Raw genomic sequence first — 18,557 nt, 5'->3', positions numbered from 1 at the left:
GGCGATAGATAAGAGCCTGGCGGTCGCTGTTTTTTTATTTTCGCATAATCGTGTGACCGCCGTATTTTCTACTTTACCGGAGACTCCCGACGCGAGCCTGCCGGGATCTGCTTCATACGCTCGCGCCCTCGAGAAGCTTGCGATCCCGCTTGATGATGTTCTTGACCAAGGACGACCATTCTTTGTTGGGCGGACAGTATTTGCCGGAGATTTTCTCGATGGTGTCGTAGCCTTCGCCTATGTAATTCTCGGAGATGAGCTCCCCGAACTTGCGAACGCTGTCCGCCTTGGTTTTGAAGCGGAGGTAGCCGCCTTTGCCGTTGCTCATCCCGAACAGATTGTTTTTGCTGCCCGCCAGCCTGCTCTCGCCGTTCCCGCTCTCGAGCTTCATGACCGCGATGGTGAAGTAGGCGTTGATTCCGTATTCGTCCTCGATTCCCAGAATCGCTTCTTCCAAGCCGTGACCCTGAAGATCCGTATCCTCGAAAATAAACCCGATCTCCTCCTCGGTCAGTCCGGAGACGGACTCGACCCCGGAGAGCGGGAGAGTCGCCTTGATGGCCGCTGCGCTAGCAGAGAAGTTCGATTTCGAATAGGAGAGCGCCTTCACCGGAGCGTCCGGCTTCTTCTTCGCAAGCTTCGCGTATTTGCCGTTTATGTATCCGCCGCCGGCTAGCTTCAGCCATCCTCCCGCCGCAGTCGCTTGGACCGACAGAACCGTTCCTTTGTTGACGACCTTCAGTATCTTGGCCTTGCTGTTCGGGAATTCTCTTACGTTAAGTTTGCCCGCCGTCGTCACGTAAGCTTGAAGGGAGGAGGAAGTTCCCGGCTTCGCGGAATTCGTCGCTTCGGCGTCGGAAGGGCGAGCCCAGGCGAATAAGAGGAACAACAGCGAGGAGAGGATAATGGTGGCATATCGTGCCAAGGCGTAGCATTTAAGGGTGTCAGATCTTAGCATTCTTTCACACCTCGCAGGTCGTTTTGTAGAGAAGCTAACCTGATTGTACGGGGAGAAGGATGCGAAGCTTGTCAAAGGCTCGTCCGCGAATCCTGCTTTTATTGTCGCAAAAGCAAAAATCCCCCGACAAAGAAGTCGAGGGATCGGATATCGATCATTAAAAGTTTCTCATATTCGTTCATCCTACGCTAACGTGTCGAGCAAAATCCCGAGTGGCGGGTCCGCATAGGATTTGATACGAAACGGAGTGTAAGTCGCATATTTCCGCCGGGTCTCTTCGTCAAGAAAGGATTGCCGGATGTCCGCCGGAAGCGCGGGAGCCGGCCGAACGGCCGAGGCTCTTCGTTTGGCGTCGTGCGGCGAAGGCTCCCTGTCCTGGGGAAGAGGATCCTCTTCGATGAAGGGATAGAGCGGGTACAAAGGTGCGATACGATCGATCGTTAATTCCGATTGCCGCGGGCGCCACCACATCCGAATTCCTCCTTCGCTATCGAGGTACCCTAATTTTACCACAATAGAAGAGGGGTGAATCGGGGAAAAGAAAGGGAGCGCCGCGGCGGCCGCCATGGAAGCGAGAGCCGCTAGAGAAGAAGAACGGCTTGAATCGGCTCCAGGGGCAGCGTGACTTTGGTCCGCGGCGGCGGCTCGCCGAATGACCAACCAAGACCGTCCGAGGACGGCGAACCCTCCGGTTCGAATGCGTTCTTCTCCTTGCTGCCGGATTTGGAGGTTGCTCTGACGCGCTTGCGGGAGCGGCTGAGTCTCCTTGATTTCGTGCGGGTCCTCTCCGTCAAGGCTCCCAGCGGCTCGTCGAGATCCCCGTTCAGCGTGAGTTTGTCCTTGCTGCAGCCCGTCAAGGTGCCGAAATAACGGGTGCCGTCGTTCATGACGACGCATACGGGCAAGCCGCGGAGCTGAAGCAGGTGTTCCTCGTCGGCGGGAACGTAATCGTCAAACATCGCTTCCACCCCCATCGGGAATTTTCAAAGGCAGTATATTCACCCGGGGGCGAATGCGTATGGACACGTACCCAATTTTCCGACCGGGATTAGGCTTTAGCGGCTCCGCCTCCAAATAGCAATAACTGGGTGTTTATGTTAAACTCTAAGCGTGAAATCCAATCCTTCGACTAAGGAAAGATGGGGACGATGACCAATAAAAGCATGGAAGCCTTAGCCGCCGAGGGCGCGGTCTATTTTATCTTCGGAGCGACGGGCGACTTGGCGCGCCGGAAGCTGTTTCCCGCTTTGTACAGTTTATATAGGGAAGGCAAGCTGGGCGAACGCTTCGCGGTCGTGGGGCTGGCCAGAAGGCCGCGCACCCATGAACAGTTCCGCGAGGACGTCCTGGAATCGATTCGGGAATTTTGCCGTTACAAGGCGGAGGAAGGACAAGCCTGGCGGGAATTCGCCGATCGCTTCAGCTACCAGTCGCTCGACATCGGCAACGTGGAAGGGATGCGCGCTCTGAAGGAGAATACCGAGGAGCTGGAATCCCGATACGAGATCCGCGGCAACCGTCTGTTCTACCTGGCTTTGGCGCCGGAGCTGTTCGGAACGGTATCGAGGAACCTGCGGGACGGAGGCATGCTCGACAGCGAGGGCTGGCACCGGCTCGTGATCGAGAAGCCGTTCGGCTACGACTATCCGTCCGCGGAACGGTTGAACGAGGAAATTCGGCACGTGTTCCAGGAGAACGAAGTGTTCCGCATCGACCATTATCTCGGCAAAGAGATGGTGCAGAACATCGAGGTGCTTCGGTTCGCGAACGCGTTCTTCGAGCCTCTCTGGAACAGCAACCATATCTCCAACGTGCAGATTACGCTGTCGGAGACGGTCGGCGTGGAGGAGCGCGGCGCTTATTACAATAAATCGGGAGCGCTGAGGGATATGGTGCAGAATCATATGCTGCAGATGCTGACGATGATCGCCATGGAGCCGCCGAGCCGGCTCGACCCGGAGGACATTCGGGACGAGAAGGTGAAGGTGCTGCGCTCGATTCGCGGCTTCGGGTCCGGGGAGGAGGTTCGGCGCCGCGTCGTCCGGGCTCAATATACGGAAGGAATCTCTCGGGGAGAACCGATCAAGGGTTACCGGGAAGAGGACTCCGTGCCGTCGGATTCCCAGACGGAAACGTTCTTCGCCGCGCGGCTGTTCGTCGATAACTTCCGCTGGGCGGGCGTTCCGTTCTACGTGCGCACCGGCAAGCGCCTTCCGGTCAAGTCGACGGAGATCGTGGTCGAGTTCAAGAACGTGCCGCCCGGCGTCCTGTTCGCCACCAAGCAGGAGCTTCGGCCGAACCTGCTCGTCATCCGGGTCAACCCGATGGAGGGCATCTACATCAAGATCAACGCGAAGAAGCCGGGCAACGAGATGACGGTTCAGCCGGTGGCGATGGAATTCTGCCAGAGCTGCCAGATCGGCATCAACACGCCGGAGGCCTACGAGCGGCTGATCTACGACGCTTCGCGCGGGGATCATACGTACTTCACCCGTTGGGACGAGCTCGCGGTCGCGTGGAAGCTCGTCGACCCGATCGCCGCCGCTTGGGCGGGCAGCGGGGACGGACTTGCCTTCTATCCCGCCGGTTCCTGGGGGCCGGAGGAAGCGGAGCGGCTGCTCGCCGAAGACGGGTACTTCTGGTGGCCGGTGAACGGGCAGGAGGAGGACAACATCATCTGGGTGAGCAACGCGGGGAAGTGAAGGCGAATAGGGAAGCAGACCAGAACCAGAACCAGAACCTTAAGCTTGAGTCGGCCTTGGGCCGGCTTTTCTTATTCCTTCGAAATAAGGATAGAAAACGCTTTCTTTACATTGTAAAATAAAGGTTGAAGAGTGAATCCGAAACAAGGATGGAAATCCGATGCGGATCAAATTCAACATCTTTCAGAAGATGCTGGCGCTGCTGCTTCTTCTGCTGTCGCCGGTCATGGCGCTGTACTATTATTCCACGTCCAAGAGCATCGACGTCGTCCAGGAGGAGCTCATCAAGGCGAGCCTGAACCGGATGGAGCTGTTCGTGGCCCAACTGGAAGGCAGCATCGAGAAGTTCGATCTGGTCTCCGCCCCCATGCTCGTGGACACGAACGTGCTGGATTACCTGTACGACCTCGACATGAGCGATTATTCCCGAATGAAAACCCGGCTGCTGATCCAGGAGAAGCTGTCGCTGGCCAGCGCGTCGGGCAATTGGCGCAACGACGTGACCGTCTATTTCCCGCAACGGGGCGACAGCATCTCCTCTTCTCCTTCCTACGAATATGAGCCCGAAGAGTTCGAGAGCCGATTCTCGCTGGGCTGGAGCTACCGCGAAGACTTGGAGATCGGCTCCGGATTTACCCGCACCTACGTCACGACGGGTTACAAGCCGGCCCGTCCGGACGACCTGGACGTCGCCGTGCGCATCAACCTCTACAAGTGGAGCTTCGAGAATCTGCTCGACACCTACAAGTCGGGGCACTCCGACAATCCGTTTTTCTACAAGGAAGGGCAAGCCATCATCGCCAGCCGGTCCGCGGATGGGCCCGTGAGGGAAGGAATCGTCGCGAGGCTGGGCGACAGGGTAGATGGCCGATCCTCCGGTTACTCGATCCATTCGTTCGACGGCAGGCCTTATTTGATTACCTACTATTATTCCAACCTCCTTGACTGGCATCTGATCGATTCCGTTCCGCTGGACCAGATCATCGGGCCGATCAAGCAGCAGAGGGTTCTGTTCGGAGCTTCATCGGTCATTCTGCTTATCTTCGGCATCGCCGCCGCTTCCGCCTTGTACTGGAACGTACATAGGCCGATTTTCCAGCTGGTGCGCGCGGTACAGCGGATCAAGCGGGGCGATTACGCCTATCGTCTGCCGAAGAAATCGAACAACGAATTCGCGTTCCTGATGCAGAACTTCAACGAGATGGCGACGCAGATCCAGGACCTTATCGAGAACGTGCTGCAATCGCGCATTCTGGCGCGCGATGCCACGCTGAAGCAGCTTCAGGCGCAGATCCATCCTCATTTTCTGTACAATTGCCTCGGCTTTATCATCAACATGACCAAGATGGGCAAGGACCGGGCGGTCATCGACATGGCGCATCACCTGGCCGACTACTACCGGTATACGACGCGTATGGACAACCAGGGGGTAACCTTAAGCGAAGAGTTCGCGTTCGTACGCCTTCATCTGGAGATTCTCCGGCTTCGTCACGATAATCTTACCTATCGCGTCGAGCTGCCGGACGAGCTGTCGGAGCTCCGCATTCCCCGGCTTCTGGTCCAGCCGGTCGTGGAGAACGCGCTCGCGCACGGGCTCGAGAACGCCGACTACCCGGGCCGGGTGGAGATACGCGCGTACGTCCGGGATAGCCGGGTGCACCTGCTAGTCGAGGATAACGGCAAGGGGATGAACGCGGAGGAGATCGGACGGCTGCTCCTGGAGCTTCGGATCCCTTCCGGCGAATATGCCGGCTGCGGATTATGGAACGTAACCCAGCGGCTGCAAGGCCACTTCGGCGCGGATGCCGCCATCGAGTTCGGCGCGTCGAGGCTGGGCGGGCTGGCCGTAAGGTTGAGCTGGAGACCGAAGAGTCAAGGCGAGGGGGAGAAGCCATGAAAAGCCTGCTTGTGGTGGACGACGAGAAACACTACGCGGACAGTCTGGCGGAGACGATTCCATGGTCGACGGTCGGGGTCTCCCGGGTGCTCAAGGCATACAGCGCGAGCGAAGCGCTTGCTCTGATGGAAGCGAGTCCGGTCGACATCCTCATGACGGATATCCGAATGCCGCGAACGAGCGGCCTGGAGCTGATCGAGCTGGCCAGGCGGCGGCTGCCAAGATTGAAATGCTTGCTGCTCACGGGCCATGCGGACTTCGAATACGCCCGCAAGGCGATCGAGCTTCAAGCGCTCGATTACTTGATGAAGCCGGCCAAGGACGAGCAGCTATTGGAGGTCATGGGCCGGATCGTGAAGCAGCTCGAGCGGGAGCGGGCGATCGAACAGGGCTTCCGCATCTACCGGGACAACAGCGCGGAGCTGAAAGCGGGCTTGCTGCTCAAAGCGCTCGGCGGCACTCTTAGCGTCGAGACGCTGGCGGAGAAGCTGAAGCTGTTCGATCTCCCTCTCCCGATACAGGGCAGGGTGTCGCTGTGCCTCGTTCGGTTGGGTCCCCCCTTCGACGGGCAGGATCTCTATTCGCAATCGCTGATCCGGTTCGCGGTAACGAATATGCTGGAAGAGCTGCTGATGGAGCGGTATGATTGCTGGCCGGCCGCGGACGAGGACGGCAACCTGCTCGTCCTGGCGTACGATCTGTCGGGCGCGCCGCCGGATCCGGAATGGGTGCGCGAGCGGATCGACCGGTTAAGGCGGGAAGTGCGGAGCTTGCTCAAAGGCGAGATATCCGCGGGAGAAGCGGACTGTCTTTTCCCGGAAGGACTGCTTGCCGGTTACATGGCGGCCAAATCTCTGCTGGACAGGGGCGGCCGTTCGTCCGGGCGAGCGCCCGAGAGAAACGAGGAGGAAGCGCGCCTCATGCGCATGCTCTACGAGGCGCCTCTTCTGACGCATCTGCTGGAGACGGAGCAATGGGAAGAGGCGGAAGCGAAAATCCGCGCATTCGTGTCGCCGCTGATGCACTCGGGTTCTTCGGATCTCATGCGGGACGTCTTTTTCTTTCTGTCCAACGCCTTCCAATATATCGCGAATCGCGGCGGAATGACGCTGGCTCAGATGCTATCTCCCCGGCAAGCCGCTTTCGTGAAGGGGAAGGCGATGCTGCACGCGTCGCAGCTGGAGAGCTGGGCGCTGGACTCGCTGCGCACGCTGCGCGATAAGCGGGACGAGGAGAGCGAGGATCACGGACTGGCGATCGTCCGCAAGACGCAGGCTTACATCCGGAAGGAGCTCGACAAGGACTTGTCGCTTACGTTGCTCGCCAGGCGCGTTTTCGTCCATCCGAATCATCTGTCCAAGCTCTTCAAGCAGTGCACGGACACGACCGTTTCCCAATACATTTACGAACAGCGCATGCTTAAGGCCTGCGAGATGCTTAAGCATACGAATCATAAAATCTACCGAATCGGAGAGAGCATCGGCTATCCGAATACCAACTGGTTTATCCGCAAATTCCGCGACTATTGCCAGGTGACGCCGCAGGAATTCAGGGACCGATACCGATCGGGAATGGAGGAGGAGGCCGGTGAATAGGCAGTCAAGAGGAGCGAGAGGAGCGATCCTTCTATCGGCGCTGCTGTTAGGGATACTCTTGCTTGGCGGTTGCTTGCGCAGCGGCGGAAAGGCGACAGAGGACCGTCCGGCCGATGGGGAGCCGAAGCCGATCTGGGACTTCAAATACGACCCGCCGATAACGATCACGACGGCCATCGTGGACGAGAACCGGCCTAACGCCTTCAAGCCGGGCGAGAGCCTTACGGACAACGTGCATACCCGCTGGATGGAAGAGAACCTGGGCATCGTAACGAAGTTCGACTGGATCGTCAGCAAGTTCGAAGACGCGGATACGAAGATCCGGCTGGCGTTGGCCGTGAACGGCAAGCTGCCGGACACCTTCAGCGCGGACGGGGTCATCCTGAAGGATCTGCTCAAAGCCGACAAGTTGCTTCCGCTCGACGAGGCCATCGAGAAGTTCGCGCATCCGAAGCTCAAGGAGGCGCTCGGGAAGTACGCTTATACGTTGACGGAGGTGACCAAGGACGGCCGGATTTACGGGCTTCCTCAACTTAACGCAGGAGACGAGGGAACGGTCATGTGGATCCGCAAGGATTGGCTCGGGAAGCTGTCGCTTGCTCCTCCGACGACGATCGGCGAGCTGGAGGACGTGCTGAAGGCGTTCTCCGAGCAAGACCCTAACGGGAACGGCGAAGACGACGAAGTCGGCCTTGCGGTCCCGTTGAAGGAAGGGCCGTGGAGCTGGATGGGGGAGACGGACGCGATTGCGGGCGCCTACTCGAAGCAGATGCTCAGCACGTACGACATCAAGCTGTTCTGGAATGAAGACGGGAACGGCAGCTTGGTCTATGGCGCCGTCCATCCGGACGCCAAGAAATACTTGGAGACGATGGCGTCCTGGATGGCCAAGGGCTACATCGATAGGGATGCGGGCATGCAGGACGCGAGCCAAGCCGCCGAGCTGGCGGCCCAAGGCAGGGCGGGCGTCATGTTCGGCCCGTTCTGGATGGGGGCCTGGCCGCTTGGCGACGCGGCGAAGGCGGATCCCGGAGCGGAGTGGCAGGCGTACCCTCTTCCGGCCGGGCCGGATGGGCGGAGGGGCAAGGCGCAGAAGCCGTTGTACGGCATCTACACGGTATTCGGCAAGGACTTTGAGAATATCGAGGCTTGGTTCGCCTATTACAACAAGCTGCTCGCCAAAAACTTCGGCCCGGACGATCCGTACTTCGACCCTCGGTTCGCCCAAGGGTATCACGAAGGGTACGATTACGTGATCGAGGACGGCAAGGTCGTCACCGTCAACTTCGAAGCCGAAGGGGTGCCCAAGAACCGATGGCCGCTGGAGGACGGCTCCTCCATGGACATGCGATGGATGCTGTACCCGCTGACCGGCGGGGCGCCGGCGCTGCCTTACATGAACTCGGATGCGATCGAGAAATTGCTGGCCCATTCGGACGCCGAGGTAAAGACGCCGATCGAACAGGGCATCAAGGCGCTCAACTCGACCCAACTGGAGGCGGCCGGCCTCGCGATCTCCGAACGGGGTCTCGAGATCCCGAACCGGTACCACGGACCGTTGACGGACGGGATGGAGAAGCACGGAGCGTACCTGGAGAAGCTCGCGACGGAGAGCTACCTGAGCATCATTTACGGCGAGAAGCCGCTCTCCTACTTCGACGAGTTCGTCGCCCAGTTTTACAAGAACGGCGGGGACGCGATCACGAAGGAAGTGAACGAGTGGTACAAGGAGAACAAGCCATGAAGGCTTCATATTTCCGTATATGAGGAGGACCGGAAAATGTGTGGTTAATTTGGCGGGAAGGATTGCCGACAGATAGGGCGAGACGCATGTTTCGGCTCTGTAACCCGACCTTGTCGGGTTAGAGCGGCATGAACCGCATTCTTCGTCAAGTTTACTTACCCCCGGATCATCAGAACGCCTCCACAAGGGCCTTGCTCGGCAATGGCTTGTTTTCTTCTATGTTCGTTTATTTCTTCTATATACCGACGGCGTCTTCGCGAATTAAACTATTTTATGTAGAAAGCGCTTACAAGAAAGGAGGTGACGGGCAGAACCCGACAAGAAGCCGATAGGCATCCGATAGGCATCCGGTGGAAAGGAAGCAAACCGCCAACCATTTAAAGGAGGAGAGGTAATGAGGAGAAAAGTCAGCTTGATTCTGGCATTGAGCCTGTTCGCGACCTTTTTATTTTCGAATCCGATCCGGACGAGCGCGGCGGCGACTCCCGAAGCGCCCGCAGGGTGGAGAGACTTGGTGGATTACCGCATCTTCAGCACGACATCCGACGGCTGGGCGGGAGACAGCGGCTTCGGATTGGTGACGGAGAACGGCAAGCTGCCGGTCGACCAGACGGTTACGTACAACGGCTTGCCTTCTTTGCTCATCCATACGGCGAACCCGACCAGTCCGTCTTGGCTGAACGCTTTGATCACGGTCGCCGGCTGGAAGGCGTATAACTTTACTCCGTACCTCGCGAACGGGTTCCTGGAATTCAATATCAAGGGGAACGCGGGCGGAGAGACGTTCCTGCTCGGCTTCAAGGACCGGGTCTTCGAGCGGGCGGCCGGCAATGAAATCACCACGACGGTGAACCTTAACAGCTATGTCAACGTCACGACGAGCTGGCAGCATGTCAAGATCCCGCTGAAGGACGTCATCCAGACCTCGCAAGGGATCGATCCTTCCTCCATCGATTCGTTGTCCGTCAAGAACAACGGGTTCCAGCCTTTCAAGGTTTGGCTCAACGATATTAGGGTCACTTCTCCCGATAAGGAGAGAGAGTATGCCCCCATCAAGGTCAATCAATTGGGATATCCCGCGGACGGCGTCAAGCAAGCGCTCGTGACCGGCTTCGAGGATGTCCTGACGGTCGATGAGGGGACTCCGTTTACCGTCGTCAACGCCGCAACCCATGCCGCGGCTTATACCGGAACGCTCGCGCTCACCGATAACTACGATGAGATCGACAGCGGAGAGAGGATTTTTACCGCCGATTTCAGCGGCCTAACGGTCCCGGGCAGCTATTATGTTGCCGTTCTGGGTCTCCAGAATTCGCCGACCTTCTCGATCGGCAGCGCTAGCGATCTCTACGAGCCGTTCCTCTACGACGTGACGAGATACTTCTACTACCAGAGAACGGGGATCAACATTACGAGTCCGTACGTGACGGATTACCCGAGAACGGATTTTACGCCCGACACGGCGGTTCCCCTCATGTCCAACAATTCGATCATTAAAGACGTGTCCAAGGGCTGGTACGACGCGGGCGACAAAGGCAAGTACGTCAACGCCGGAGCCAAAGCGCTGTCCGATCTGTTCTGGGCTTACGAATTGATGCCGGAGAAGTTCGCGGACAACCAGTTCAACATTCCGGAGAGCGGCAACGGCATTCCCGACATCCTGGACGAGGCGCGTTGGGAACTGGAATGGATGCTGAAAATGCAGGATGCGGCAACCGGCGGTTTCTATGCGAGAGTGACTTTCCAGGACGACGACAATATGGTGGAACGCGAGGTTATCGACGCGGATACGGTAAGCCCGCGGACCGACATCAAGACGACCGCCGATACGGCGACCGCGGCCGGCGTCTTGGCTCATGCTTACCTGATTTATCAGAGCATCGATCCGACGTTCGCGCAGCAATGCTTGGATGCGGCGGAAGCGGCATGGGGGTATCTGGAGGCTCATCCGGAGAATATCCGGACGCCGAACACGGGCAGATGGCCTTACGATACCGAGGACGATTCCTCGAATCGCCTGTGGGCCGCGGGATCGCTGTATCGATCGACCGGCGATGCCGAGTACAATACGTACTTCCTTGCGAACTACGCCGATATGGCGAAGTATTTCGAGGATCCCCTCGATTTCGCCAGCGGTTGGGCGAACACCTGGAATACGGGCTTCTTCAGCTACCTGGAGGCCGCCAATCCGGATGCCGGAGTCGTCAGCTGGTATGAGACCAAGTTCCAGCAATGGTTCAACGATAAGGTGGCCCGGTACGACGCAAGCCCGTGGAAAAGCATCGTGAAAGACGGCAATTATTATTGGGGAATCACCATGCAGATCGCGGATACGCCGATGGAGATGATCATCGGGACGAAGCTGCTGGGAACGTTCGAGAGCAACAAGGCGGTCATCGACGAGCTGACCTATAGCCAGCTGGACTGGATTCTCGGCCAGAACCCGGTAGGCACGTCCTTCGTATCGGGCTATGGGGATAACGCCGTGAAGTATCCGTTCAGCATCATGTTCCGCACGGACAACCTGCCCGGAGTGCCGAAGGGGTACCTGGTTGGCGGACCGAATAAATTCTCCAACGATATCGCCGTCGGCAACCAGATCTCGAGATTCGCGGCCAAAAACTACCACGACAACTTCCAGGAGTGGACCACGAACGAGCATACCGTCTATTGGAATTCGGGGCTGGTGTTCGTGGCCGCCTATGCGACCGGCAGCGGCAACAACTCGACGATCAGCCCGACGACCGCATCGTTCGACAAGAAGACCGCCAACCAGGCGGATATCCCGGTGACGCTGACGCTGAACGGCAACACGCTCGCCGGGATCAAGAACGGCGCGGCCTCCCTTGCCGCGGGCACGGATTACACCGTATCCGGCGCAACGGTGACGATCCATAAAGCCTATCTGGCCGCGCAGCCGATCGGAACGACGCACCTGACGTTCCAGTTCAGCGCCGGTTCTTCCGCGACGCTGTCCGTCGCGGTAAGCGATTCGTCGATCGTTAACTCGACGATCAGCCCGACGACCGCTTCGTTCGACAAGAAGACCGCCAACCGGGCGGATATCCCGGTGACGCTGACGCTGAACGGCAACATGCTCGCCGGCATCAAGAACGGCGCGGCTTCCCTTGCTGCAGGGACGGACTACATCGTATCGGGATCGACGGCGACCATCAAGAAAGAGTATCTGGCCGCGCAGCCCGTCGGAACGACGACGCTGACGTTCGAGTTCAGCGCGGGAGCAAGCGCGGCTCTTGCGGTCGCTGTGGTCGATACCACTTCCGGCGCTAGCGGGTCCATCAAGGTGCAGCAGTTCAACGGAACCGTCGCGGCGACGACCAACACGCTGAGCCCGCGGATCAAGGTGACGAACACCGGCACGACCGCCATCAACCTGTCCGACGTGAAGCTGCGTTATTATTACACGGCGGACGGGACGCAAGCCCAGAGCTTCTGGTGCGACTGGTCTCAGGTCGGCAGCGGCAACGTGACGGGCACCTTCGTCCAGCTGACGACACCCGTAACCGGGGCCGACCACTATCTGGAGATCGGCTTTACGAGCGGAGCGGGAAGCTTGGCGGCGGGAGCCGGCATCGACCTTCAGATTCGCATCAACAAGAACGATTGGACGAACTACACGCAGACGGGCGATTACTCCTTCAACCCGACCGCGACCGCTTACGCCGATTGGAGCAAGACGACCGGCTACGTCTCGGGAACGCTCCAATGGGGAACGGAGCCATAAGAGCCGACCGCATCGCCTGAATAGCCGAACCTAGTCATGCCCAAGCAACCTCCATCTCCGCTCCAGCAGCGGGGGCGGAGGTTTTTTCATGGGGAAGAAGGGATGGAAAAGGCCGCGATAAAACGGTTTGTTTTCTTCTACAGGAATGAATTCCTTCTATATATCGACGCCTATATGACGGATTAAACTATTTTTGTAAGCGCATGCAAGATAGAGAAAGGAGTGCCACCAACCGCTTGAAATCCTTATCGCTACCTGCGAATCCGACGGCCGCGCGCACGGCTCGCCAGTTCGTCCTCGTTCGCCATCTTCGCCGTTTCTGGACTTTCTACGTCATGATGCTGCCGGGAATCGTTCTGCTTGTCCTCAACAACTACATCCCGATGTTCGGGGTCCTTATCGCCTTCAAGACGATCAACTACCAGGACGGGATCCTGGGTAGTCCATGGTCGGGGCTGACGAATTTCGAATACCTGTTCGCCTCGAAGGACTCGACCATCATCATTCGCAACACGCTGCTGTACAATTCGCTGTTTATCGTATTGAACTTGGCTTTTCCGCTGGCGTTCGCCCTGATGCTCAACGAGATGAAGAACCGCTTCCTCTCGAAGCTGCACCAGACGATCATGTTCCTGCCGTACTTCCTGTCGATGATCGTTATCTCGTACCTGGTGTACGGGTTCTTGAGCGACGAGCGCGGCTACCTCAACAACACGCTGCTGCCGGCGCTGGGCCTGGAGCCGGTGCGCTGGTACTTCACGAAGGAAGTGTGGCCGGTCATCCTGCCGATCATCAACACTTGGAAAAACATGGGCTACTACACGGTCGTCTATATGGCGGCCATCATCGGGATCGACGAAGAGTACTACGAGGCGGCGACGATCGACGGGGCGAACAAGTGGCAGCAGATGACGAGAATCACGATCCCGCTCATCATGCCGGTCATCACGATCATGACGCTGCTGCAGATCGGAAGGATTTTCAACGCCGACTTCGGTCTCTTCTTCCAGGTGCCGCGAGAATCGGGAACGCTGTTCCCCGTAACGAACGTCATCGACACCTATGTTTACCGCACGTTCCTGACGGTAGGGGATATCGGTCTTTCTTCGGCGGCCGGCCTGTTCCAATCGGTTGTCGGGTTCGCGCTGGTGTTCCTATCCAACTGGGTCGTTCGCCGCTTTAGCCGCGATAACGCGCTGTTCTAAGGAGATTCGATATGGAAAATACGACGAGCAAAACCCTAACCGGTTCCAATCCGAAGAATCGGCTGTCCGGTACGGCTTCGGCGCTGATCAACCTCATCTTCGCGATCTACTCGGCCATCTGCATCGTGCCGCTGCTGCTCATTCTCTCGGTATCGTTCTCCGACGAGCAGTCCGTCTTGACCAAGGGGTACCGGTTCCTTCCGGAAACCTTCAACCTGGCCGCTTATCGGTTCCTGATCAAGGATATCGGCCAGATCGCCCATTCCTACGGAATCTCGATCGCCGTCACGGTCATCGGCACGCTGCTGAGCGTCATGGTGATCGCGCTGTACGCGTACCCGATTTCCCGGAGCCATTTTACGGCGGCCAAATTCTTTACGTTCTTCGTCTTCCTCACCATGCTGATCTCCGGCGGGCTGGTTCCGTGGTACCTCGTTTACGTGCAGATGCTCGACCTGAAGGACACGCTGTGGTCGCTGATCATGCCGCTGATCATGTCGTCGTTCTGGGTGCTGATCATGCGGACCTTCTTCAAGGAGACCGTCCCCGGGGCGGTGCTGGAGTCGGCCAAGATCGACGGGGCGGGGGAACTTCGGATCTTCTTCCGGATCGTGCTTCCGCTGTCGCTGCCGGTTCTGGCGACGGTCGCGCTGTTCCAGACGCTGACGTACTGGAACGACTGGTTCCTGAGCCTGGTGTTCATTACGGACAACCACAACATCTCGGTGCAGTACTTCCTGTACAAGATGATGATGAACATCCAGTATCTCTCCAGCAACCCGATCGCGATGGCGGAGATCACCCGCGCCGGCGGAATGATGAACTTCCCGAGCGAGACGGTGCGGATGGCGATGGTCGTCGTGGGCGTCGGTCCGATCGTCTTCGCATACCCTTTCTTCCAGAAGTACTTCGTCAAGGGCTTGACGGTCGGTTCGGTCAAAGGGTAACGCTCCGCTCCATTAAATCACGGCTTAAACCGGAAATCGGTTTAGCATATACCAACTCATTTTCTGGGGGGATTTATCGAAGATGAAGCAAACGAAACGCAAGGCTGCGCTGCTTCTCGCGCTGCTGACGATCTCGTCGTTATCCTTGGCGGCATGCGGCGGCAATAACGACGACAAAGGCACCTCCAAGCCGGAGAACAAAGGAACGGAGAGCGCCAAACCGAGCGCTTCGGAGAGCGCCTCCACCGGCTCGGCCGAAGGCAGCCCGGCCTCGGATCTGAAGCCCTACAAGCTTAAGCTCGTCTACGAAGGCGCTCCGCAGGCGGACGAGACCCTGGTCGAGGAAGCGCTGAACAAGATCCTGACGGAGAAAATCAACGCGACGATCGATATCGCCCCGATCGACTGGGGAGCTTGGGACGACAAGATGAACCTCATGATCGCATCCCGCGAGCCTGTCGACGTTCTGTTCACGGCTTCGTGGAACGGCTACGCGAAGAACGTGGCCAAGGGCGCCTACATGGATCTCGGCCCGTTGCTCGATCAATACGGGCAGGGGATCAAGGAAAGCCTGGATCCGGCCTTCCTGGACGGCTCCAAGATCGGCGGCAAGAACTACGCCATCCCGACCAATAAGGAATTGGCCTCCGCGGGCGGCATCGTGTACCGCAAGGACATCGCCGACGAGCTCGGCATCGACATGAGCCAGGTCAAGAAGATCGAGGACCTCGACGCCGTCTATAAGGTCGTCAAGGAGAAGAAGCCGGGCATGACCGCGCTGTACAACGGAGGGTTCACCTCCCACTTCTTCGTAGAGCTGGACTTCCTGGGCGACGCGACGATTCCGGGAGCCATCGACAAGAACGGCACGGACGCGGTCGTCAAGCCGGCCGAAGAGTTCCCGCAATATCTTAACGCCTTGAAAGTAACCCGCGACTACTTCCAGAAGGGCTATATCAACAAGGACGCGGCCACCACGCAGACCTCGTCTCTCGACGCCTACAAGACCGGCAACGTCTTCTCCACCGTCGAGCCGCTCAAGCCGGGCAAGGCGGAGGAGATCGCCTCCGCGACGGGCCTCGAGGGCAAGCTCGCCCAGATCCAGCTGACGGGCAAGACGGTCGCGACGTCGGAGACGACCGGCGCCATGCTGGCCATCTCTTCTACTTCCGAAGACCCGGCGCGCGCCATGATGCTCATCAACCTGCTGCACACGGATAAGGAAATCGTCAATCTGCTGAACTTCGGCATCGAAGGCACCCATTACACGCTGAGCGGCAACGTCATGACGCCGACGGAGAAGTCCGCCCAGTACGCGCCGGGCGTCGCCTGGGAGCTGGGGAATCAATTCCTGAACTACACTTGGAATACGGAAGCCGCGGACAAGTGGGACCAGTTCAAGCAGTTCAACGAAGGCGCTCTCTCGTCGCCGGCCCTGGGCTTCACCTTCGACAGCGAGCCGGTCAAGACGGAGGTCGGGGCGCTGGCCAATGTCCTGAGAGAATACCAGAAGGCGCTCGAGACGGGTTCGATCGATCCGGACTCCGTGCTGCCGAAGTTCAAAGCCGCCGAGAAGTCGGCCGGCCTCGACAAGGTCATCGCCGAGAAGCAGAAGCAGCTGGACGAATTCCTGGCCAGCAAGAAATAAAACGGAAAATCCCGATGATGCGATTAACCATCATCGGGATTTTTGTCTTTGAACCAACCTGTGCAAGCTCGCGATCCCGCCCATCTGGGCCTCGACGCTCTTATCCAGATAAGACCGGATAGCCTCGGCCAGCTTCAGGATTCTCGGCAGATCCGCGTGATCGGCGGAGGCGATCGATTGCCTAAGCAACACGGTGTCCTCCGAATAAACGGTGCTTTGCAGCGCTTGCATCAGCCTGATTTTGAGCAGATGGGCCGGGCCGTATAGTCGATAACGATTAGCCGGGTCGCGATCCGCGAGGACATAGCCGGCGTGCTCCCAGTAGCGGATCGCCGATTCCGGAGCCTTGGTCAGCTCTGACGCTTCGCCAATGGTGAATCGCTCTTTGGCGTAAGAAGATCGATTTCCGTTCGCCTGCAGACGAATATCCTCGATCAATCTTTCTACCTTCCCTTTTTCTTCGTATAACGCGACTTCCTTTTCCCTGACGGTCCACAACGCCGAATGCGCCTCGTTCCTCTGAACGGAATGAAGAACTTCGGTTGTCGTTACCATTCCGAATGCGGGGGCCATCGCTTGAATGCACTCCAAATAATCGGCATGAAGGACCGTATAAACGCGATAGCCGTTCGCCGATCGTTCCGCCGGAGGGATAAGGCCGTTGGCTTCGTAATTCCGCAAGGTGCTGGTGCTGATCTTAAAGGCTGCCGCCATTTTCTTAGGATGCATCTCCAACTCGCGTTCACTCCTATTAATGGGTCAAGATTAAAGTGCTTAATAAGGTTTTCCGAATAAACTATTGATTTTCCTGCTCATATTATGCAAAACCTTACAATTGGCTTGCATGTTATACAATGATTTCGAAATGAATAGGAGGAATGAATAAATGAGCCAACAGCTCCCGAATTTCCGGCAAGGCATGACGATTCAAGAAATAAGCGAGGCGGCGAACCGTTACATCGAGTCGGAGTGGAAGATCTTGTATGAGTCGATGCATCACGAATTGACGGTCGCTTTCGAGGAGATGGAGGACGCGGCTTACGGCCTTTATCTGGATAGGCTTCTGCCGCCCGTCTTCGATCGGCTGGAGGCTGCCGGGTTTAGCCTGGAGGAGAAGCTTGAGGAGAACGATTTCGTCATCGCCCGGCGGTTGATTTTCCGAAACTCACTGGAGAAGTGGGGCGTGGAGGATAACCGGTCGAGAATCTTCTGGAATGTGCTTCGCGACCGGGATGGCCATCCGATCGGCTCCCTGCTCACGGAAATTCCCCATTCCCATTTGAAGTTCGACATTCCTTCGTCGCCGATCCATTATGCTCTGGAGGAGAGCGGGAGAGAACAGATCGTGCTGGGAATCCGGCGGATAAAGGAGTGACGGCGGTCATTCGACAGAAAGGGAGCTTTTTCATGCCGATTATGATATGGTTTTTTTAGGATATTTTTCTACAAACCATATCTAGGAGTCTAAGACATGAGAAACCCAATCTCAACATGGCTTATGGGAATCGGCATTCTTCTGATCGCGATCGGTTTCGTTCTGGGACTAGTTTCGGCTGGGTTTGCCTATGGAGAATTTAGTTTTCTCATCGTTTTGTATTGGTGGCTTGGGGGAGTCGTATCGGGCTTTATCTTTATCGGAATGTCCGAGATCGTCCATCTGCTGCAGAAGATTCACGATCAGAATGGCGGAATGAATGCCAGCGGCGGAACCGCTGCGGCTACGCCCATTGCCCCTTCGCTCTCGGGCGAAGCCACGACTAATACGGATAAGACGGAAGGGACGGAAGAGAAGGAAACCCCATTCAAAGACCTGACGATCGTCGTGAACGGCGAACGCTTCAAAGGCCAACTGCGGATTACGAAATCTACCGTCAAAATCATGAGGAAGTCGATGTTCGATTCCGAAGCGCAGCTCGTTAAAGCCATTCCGAAGAGCCTTCTGTCAACGGAGTATGAGAGAGACGATGACTATATCGTTTATCGTTTTCAAGAAGGAAGCAGCTATCAGAAGCTGGCCTTCAAGACGTACAACGTATACGACTACGAGAAAATCGTTAACCTGTTAAGCGATCGTAGATAGTCGGCTACTATCCGATAGCGAATGCTTTCTCGGCGG

14 protein-coding genes are annotated in these 18,557 nt (G+C 57.5%); 10 read left to right on the top strand and 4 right to left on the bottom strand.

Going from position 1 to position 18,557, the window contains the following annotated elements:
- Window positions 1-112 precede the first annotated feature (112 nt).
- The 3 genes from H7B67_RS02185 to H7B67_RS02175 form a co-directional block, all read right to left on the bottom strand.
- Window positions 113-958: a glucosaminidase domain-containing protein gene (locus H7B67_RS02185; RefSeq protein WP_185118149.1), complete on the bottom strand. Its 846-nt coding sequence runs from the start codon at window positions 956-958 to the stop codon at window positions 113-115.
- Window positions 959-1,141: 183 nt separating this feature from the next.
- Entirely contained in the window at window positions 1,142-1,429 is a 288-nt protein-coding gene (locus H7B67_RS02180; RefSeq protein WP_185118148.1) for a hypothetical protein, read from the bottom strand.
- 110 nt (window positions 1,430-1,539) lie between these two features.
- Complete coding sequence (locus H7B67_RS02175; protein ID WP_185118147.1) at window positions 1,540-1,917, bottom strand: hypothetical protein; 378 nt, start codon at window positions 1,915-1,917, stop codon at window positions 1,540-1,542.
- Between the two features lie 189 nt (window positions 1,918-2,106).
- On the opposite strand from H7B67_RS02175, the gene zwf reads away from it, so the two are divergent.
- The 8 genes from zwf (at window position 2,107) to H7B67_RS02135 (ending at window position 16,441) form a co-directional block, all read left to right on the top strand.
- Window positions 2,107-3,660, top strand: coding sequence for a glucose-6-phosphate dehydrogenase (gene zwf / locus H7B67_RS02170; RefSeq protein WP_185118146.1), 1,554 nt, complete (start codon window positions 2,107-2,109; stop codon window positions 3,658-3,660).
- A 160-nt stretch (window positions 3,661-3,820) separates the two neighbouring features.
- A complete protein-coding gene (locus H7B67_RS02165; RefSeq protein WP_185118145.1) occupies window positions 3,821-5,557 on the top strand; it encodes a sensor histidine kinase in 1,737 nt (578 codons plus the stop codon).
- Window positions 5,554-7,152: a response regulator gene (locus tag H7B67_RS02160; RefSeq protein ID WP_185118144.1), complete on the top strand. Its 1,599-nt coding sequence runs from the start codon at window positions 5,554-5,556 to the stop codon at window positions 7,150-7,152. The genes H7B67_RS02165 and H7B67_RS02160 overlap by 4 nt, the downstream gene beginning before the upstream one ends.
- Window positions 7,145-8,896 (top strand): type 2 periplasmic-binding domain-containing protein, encoded by a 1,752-nt coding sequence (locus H7B67_RS02155; protein WP_185118143.1) that lies wholly within the window; start codon window positions 7,145-7,147, stop codon window positions 8,894-8,896. The genes H7B67_RS02160 and H7B67_RS02155 overlap by 8 nt, the downstream gene beginning before the upstream one ends.
- Before the next feature lie 394 nt (window positions 8,897-9,290).
- Entirely contained in the window at window positions 9,291-12,641 is a 3,351-nt protein-coding gene (locus tag H7B67_RS02150; RefSeq protein WP_185118142.1) for a glycoside hydrolase family 9 protein, read from the top strand.
- A 236-nt stretch (window positions 12,642-12,877) separates the two neighbouring features.
- Window positions 12,878-13,846, top strand: a complete 969-nt coding sequence (locus tag H7B67_RS02145; RefSeq protein ID WP_245363760.1) for an ABC transporter permease — start codon at window positions 12,878-12,880, stop codon at window positions 13,844-13,846.
- A gap of 11 nt (window positions 13,847-13,857) precedes the next feature.
- Complete coding sequence (locus H7B67_RS02140) at window positions 13,858-14,793, top strand: carbohydrate ABC transporter permease (RefSeq protein WP_185118141.1); 936 nt, start codon at window positions 13,858-13,860, stop codon at window positions 14,791-14,793.
- A gap of 82 nt (window positions 14,794-14,875) precedes the next feature.
- Complete coding sequence (locus H7B67_RS02135) at window positions 14,876-16,441, top strand: ABC transporter substrate-binding protein (RefSeq protein ID WP_185118140.1); 1,566 nt, start codon at window positions 14,876-14,878, stop codon at window positions 16,439-16,441.
- Between the two features lie 30 nt (window positions 16,442-16,471).
- On the opposite strand, the gene H7B67_RS02130 is transcribed toward H7B67_RS02135, so the two are convergent.
- Window positions 16,472-17,170, bottom strand: a complete 699-nt coding sequence (locus H7B67_RS02130; protein ID WP_185118192.1) for a MerR family DNA-binding transcriptional regulator — start codon at window positions 17,168-17,170, stop codon at window positions 16,472-16,474.
- Between the two features lie 157 nt (window positions 17,171-17,327).
- Here H7B67_RS02130 and H7B67_RS02125 point away from each other — a divergent pair, with 157 nt between their 5' ends.
- Together H7B67_RS02125 and H7B67_RS02120 are read left to right on the top strand one after the other, a co-directional pair.
- Complete coding sequence (locus H7B67_RS02125) at window positions 17,328-17,816, top strand: DUF6022 family protein (RefSeq protein ID WP_185118139.1); 489 nt, start codon at window positions 17,328-17,330, stop codon at window positions 17,814-17,816.
- A gap of 96 nt (window positions 17,817-17,912) precedes the next feature.
- On the top strand, window positions 17,913-18,521 hold the full coding sequence (locus tag H7B67_RS02120; RefSeq protein WP_185118138.1) for a hypothetical protein: 609 nt from the start codon (window positions 17,913-17,915) through the stop codon (window positions 18,519-18,521).
- The last annotated feature ends 36 nt before the right edge of the window (window positions 18,522-18,557 follow it).

This window comes from Cohnella thailandensis, assembly GCF_014212135.1.
GTDB classification, from domain to species: Bacteria; Bacillota; Bacilli; order Paenibacillales; family Paenibacillaceae; genus Cohnella; species Cohnella thailandensis.
Note: the sequence above shows the minus strand (reverse complement) of the source record. Positions and strands in the feature narration are given on the sequence as shown.

Excerpts from the sequence above, each read along its gene's own strand:
- zwf (WP_185118146.1), top strand. The coding sequence starts at position 2,107 with ATGACCAATAAAAGCATGGAAGCCTTAGCCGCCGAGGGCGCGGTCTAT.
- H7B67_RS02165 (WP_185118145.1), top strand. The coding sequence starts at position 3,821 with ATGCGGATCAAATTCAACATCTTTCAGAAGATGCTGGCGCTGCTGCTT.
- H7B67_RS02185 (WP_185118149.1), bottom strand. The coding sequence starts at position 958 with ATGCTAAGATCTGACACCCTTAAATGCTACGCCTTGGCACGATATGCC.
- H7B67_RS02175 (WP_185118147.1), bottom strand. The coding sequence starts at position 1,917 with ATGTTTGACGATTACGTTCCCGCCGACGAGGAACACCTGCTTCAGCTC.
- H7B67_RS02120 (WP_185118138.1), top strand. The coding sequence starts at position 17,913 with ATGAGAAACCCAATCTCAACATGGCTTATGGGAATCGGCATTCTTCTG.
- H7B67_RS02130 (WP_185118192.1), bottom strand. The coding sequence starts at position 17,170 with ATGCATCCTAAGAAAATGGCGGCAGCCTTTAAGATCAGCACCAGCACC.
- H7B67_RS02140 (WP_185118141.1), top strand. The coding sequence starts at position 13,858 with ATGGAAAATACGACGAGCAAAACCCTAACCGGTTCCAATCCGAAGAAT.
- H7B67_RS02180 (WP_185118148.1), bottom strand. The coding sequence starts at position 1,429 with ATGTGGTGGCGCCCGCGGCAATCGGAATTAACGATCGATCGTATCGCA.
- H7B67_RS02125 (WP_185118139.1), top strand. The coding sequence starts at position 17,328 with ATGAGCCAACAGCTCCCGAATTTCCGGCAAGGCATGACGATTCAAGAA.
- H7B67_RS02135 (WP_185118140.1), top strand. The coding sequence starts at position 14,876 with ATGAAGCAAACGAAACGCAAGGCTGCGCTGCTTCTCGCGCTGCTGACG.
- H7B67_RS02150 (WP_185118142.1), top strand. The coding sequence starts at position 9,291 with ATGAGGAGAAAAGTCAGCTTGATTCTGGCATTGAGCCTGTTCGCGACC.
- H7B67_RS02160 (WP_185118144.1), top strand. The coding sequence starts at position 5,554 with ATGAAAAGCCTGCTTGTGGTGGACGACGAGAAACACTACGCGGACAGT.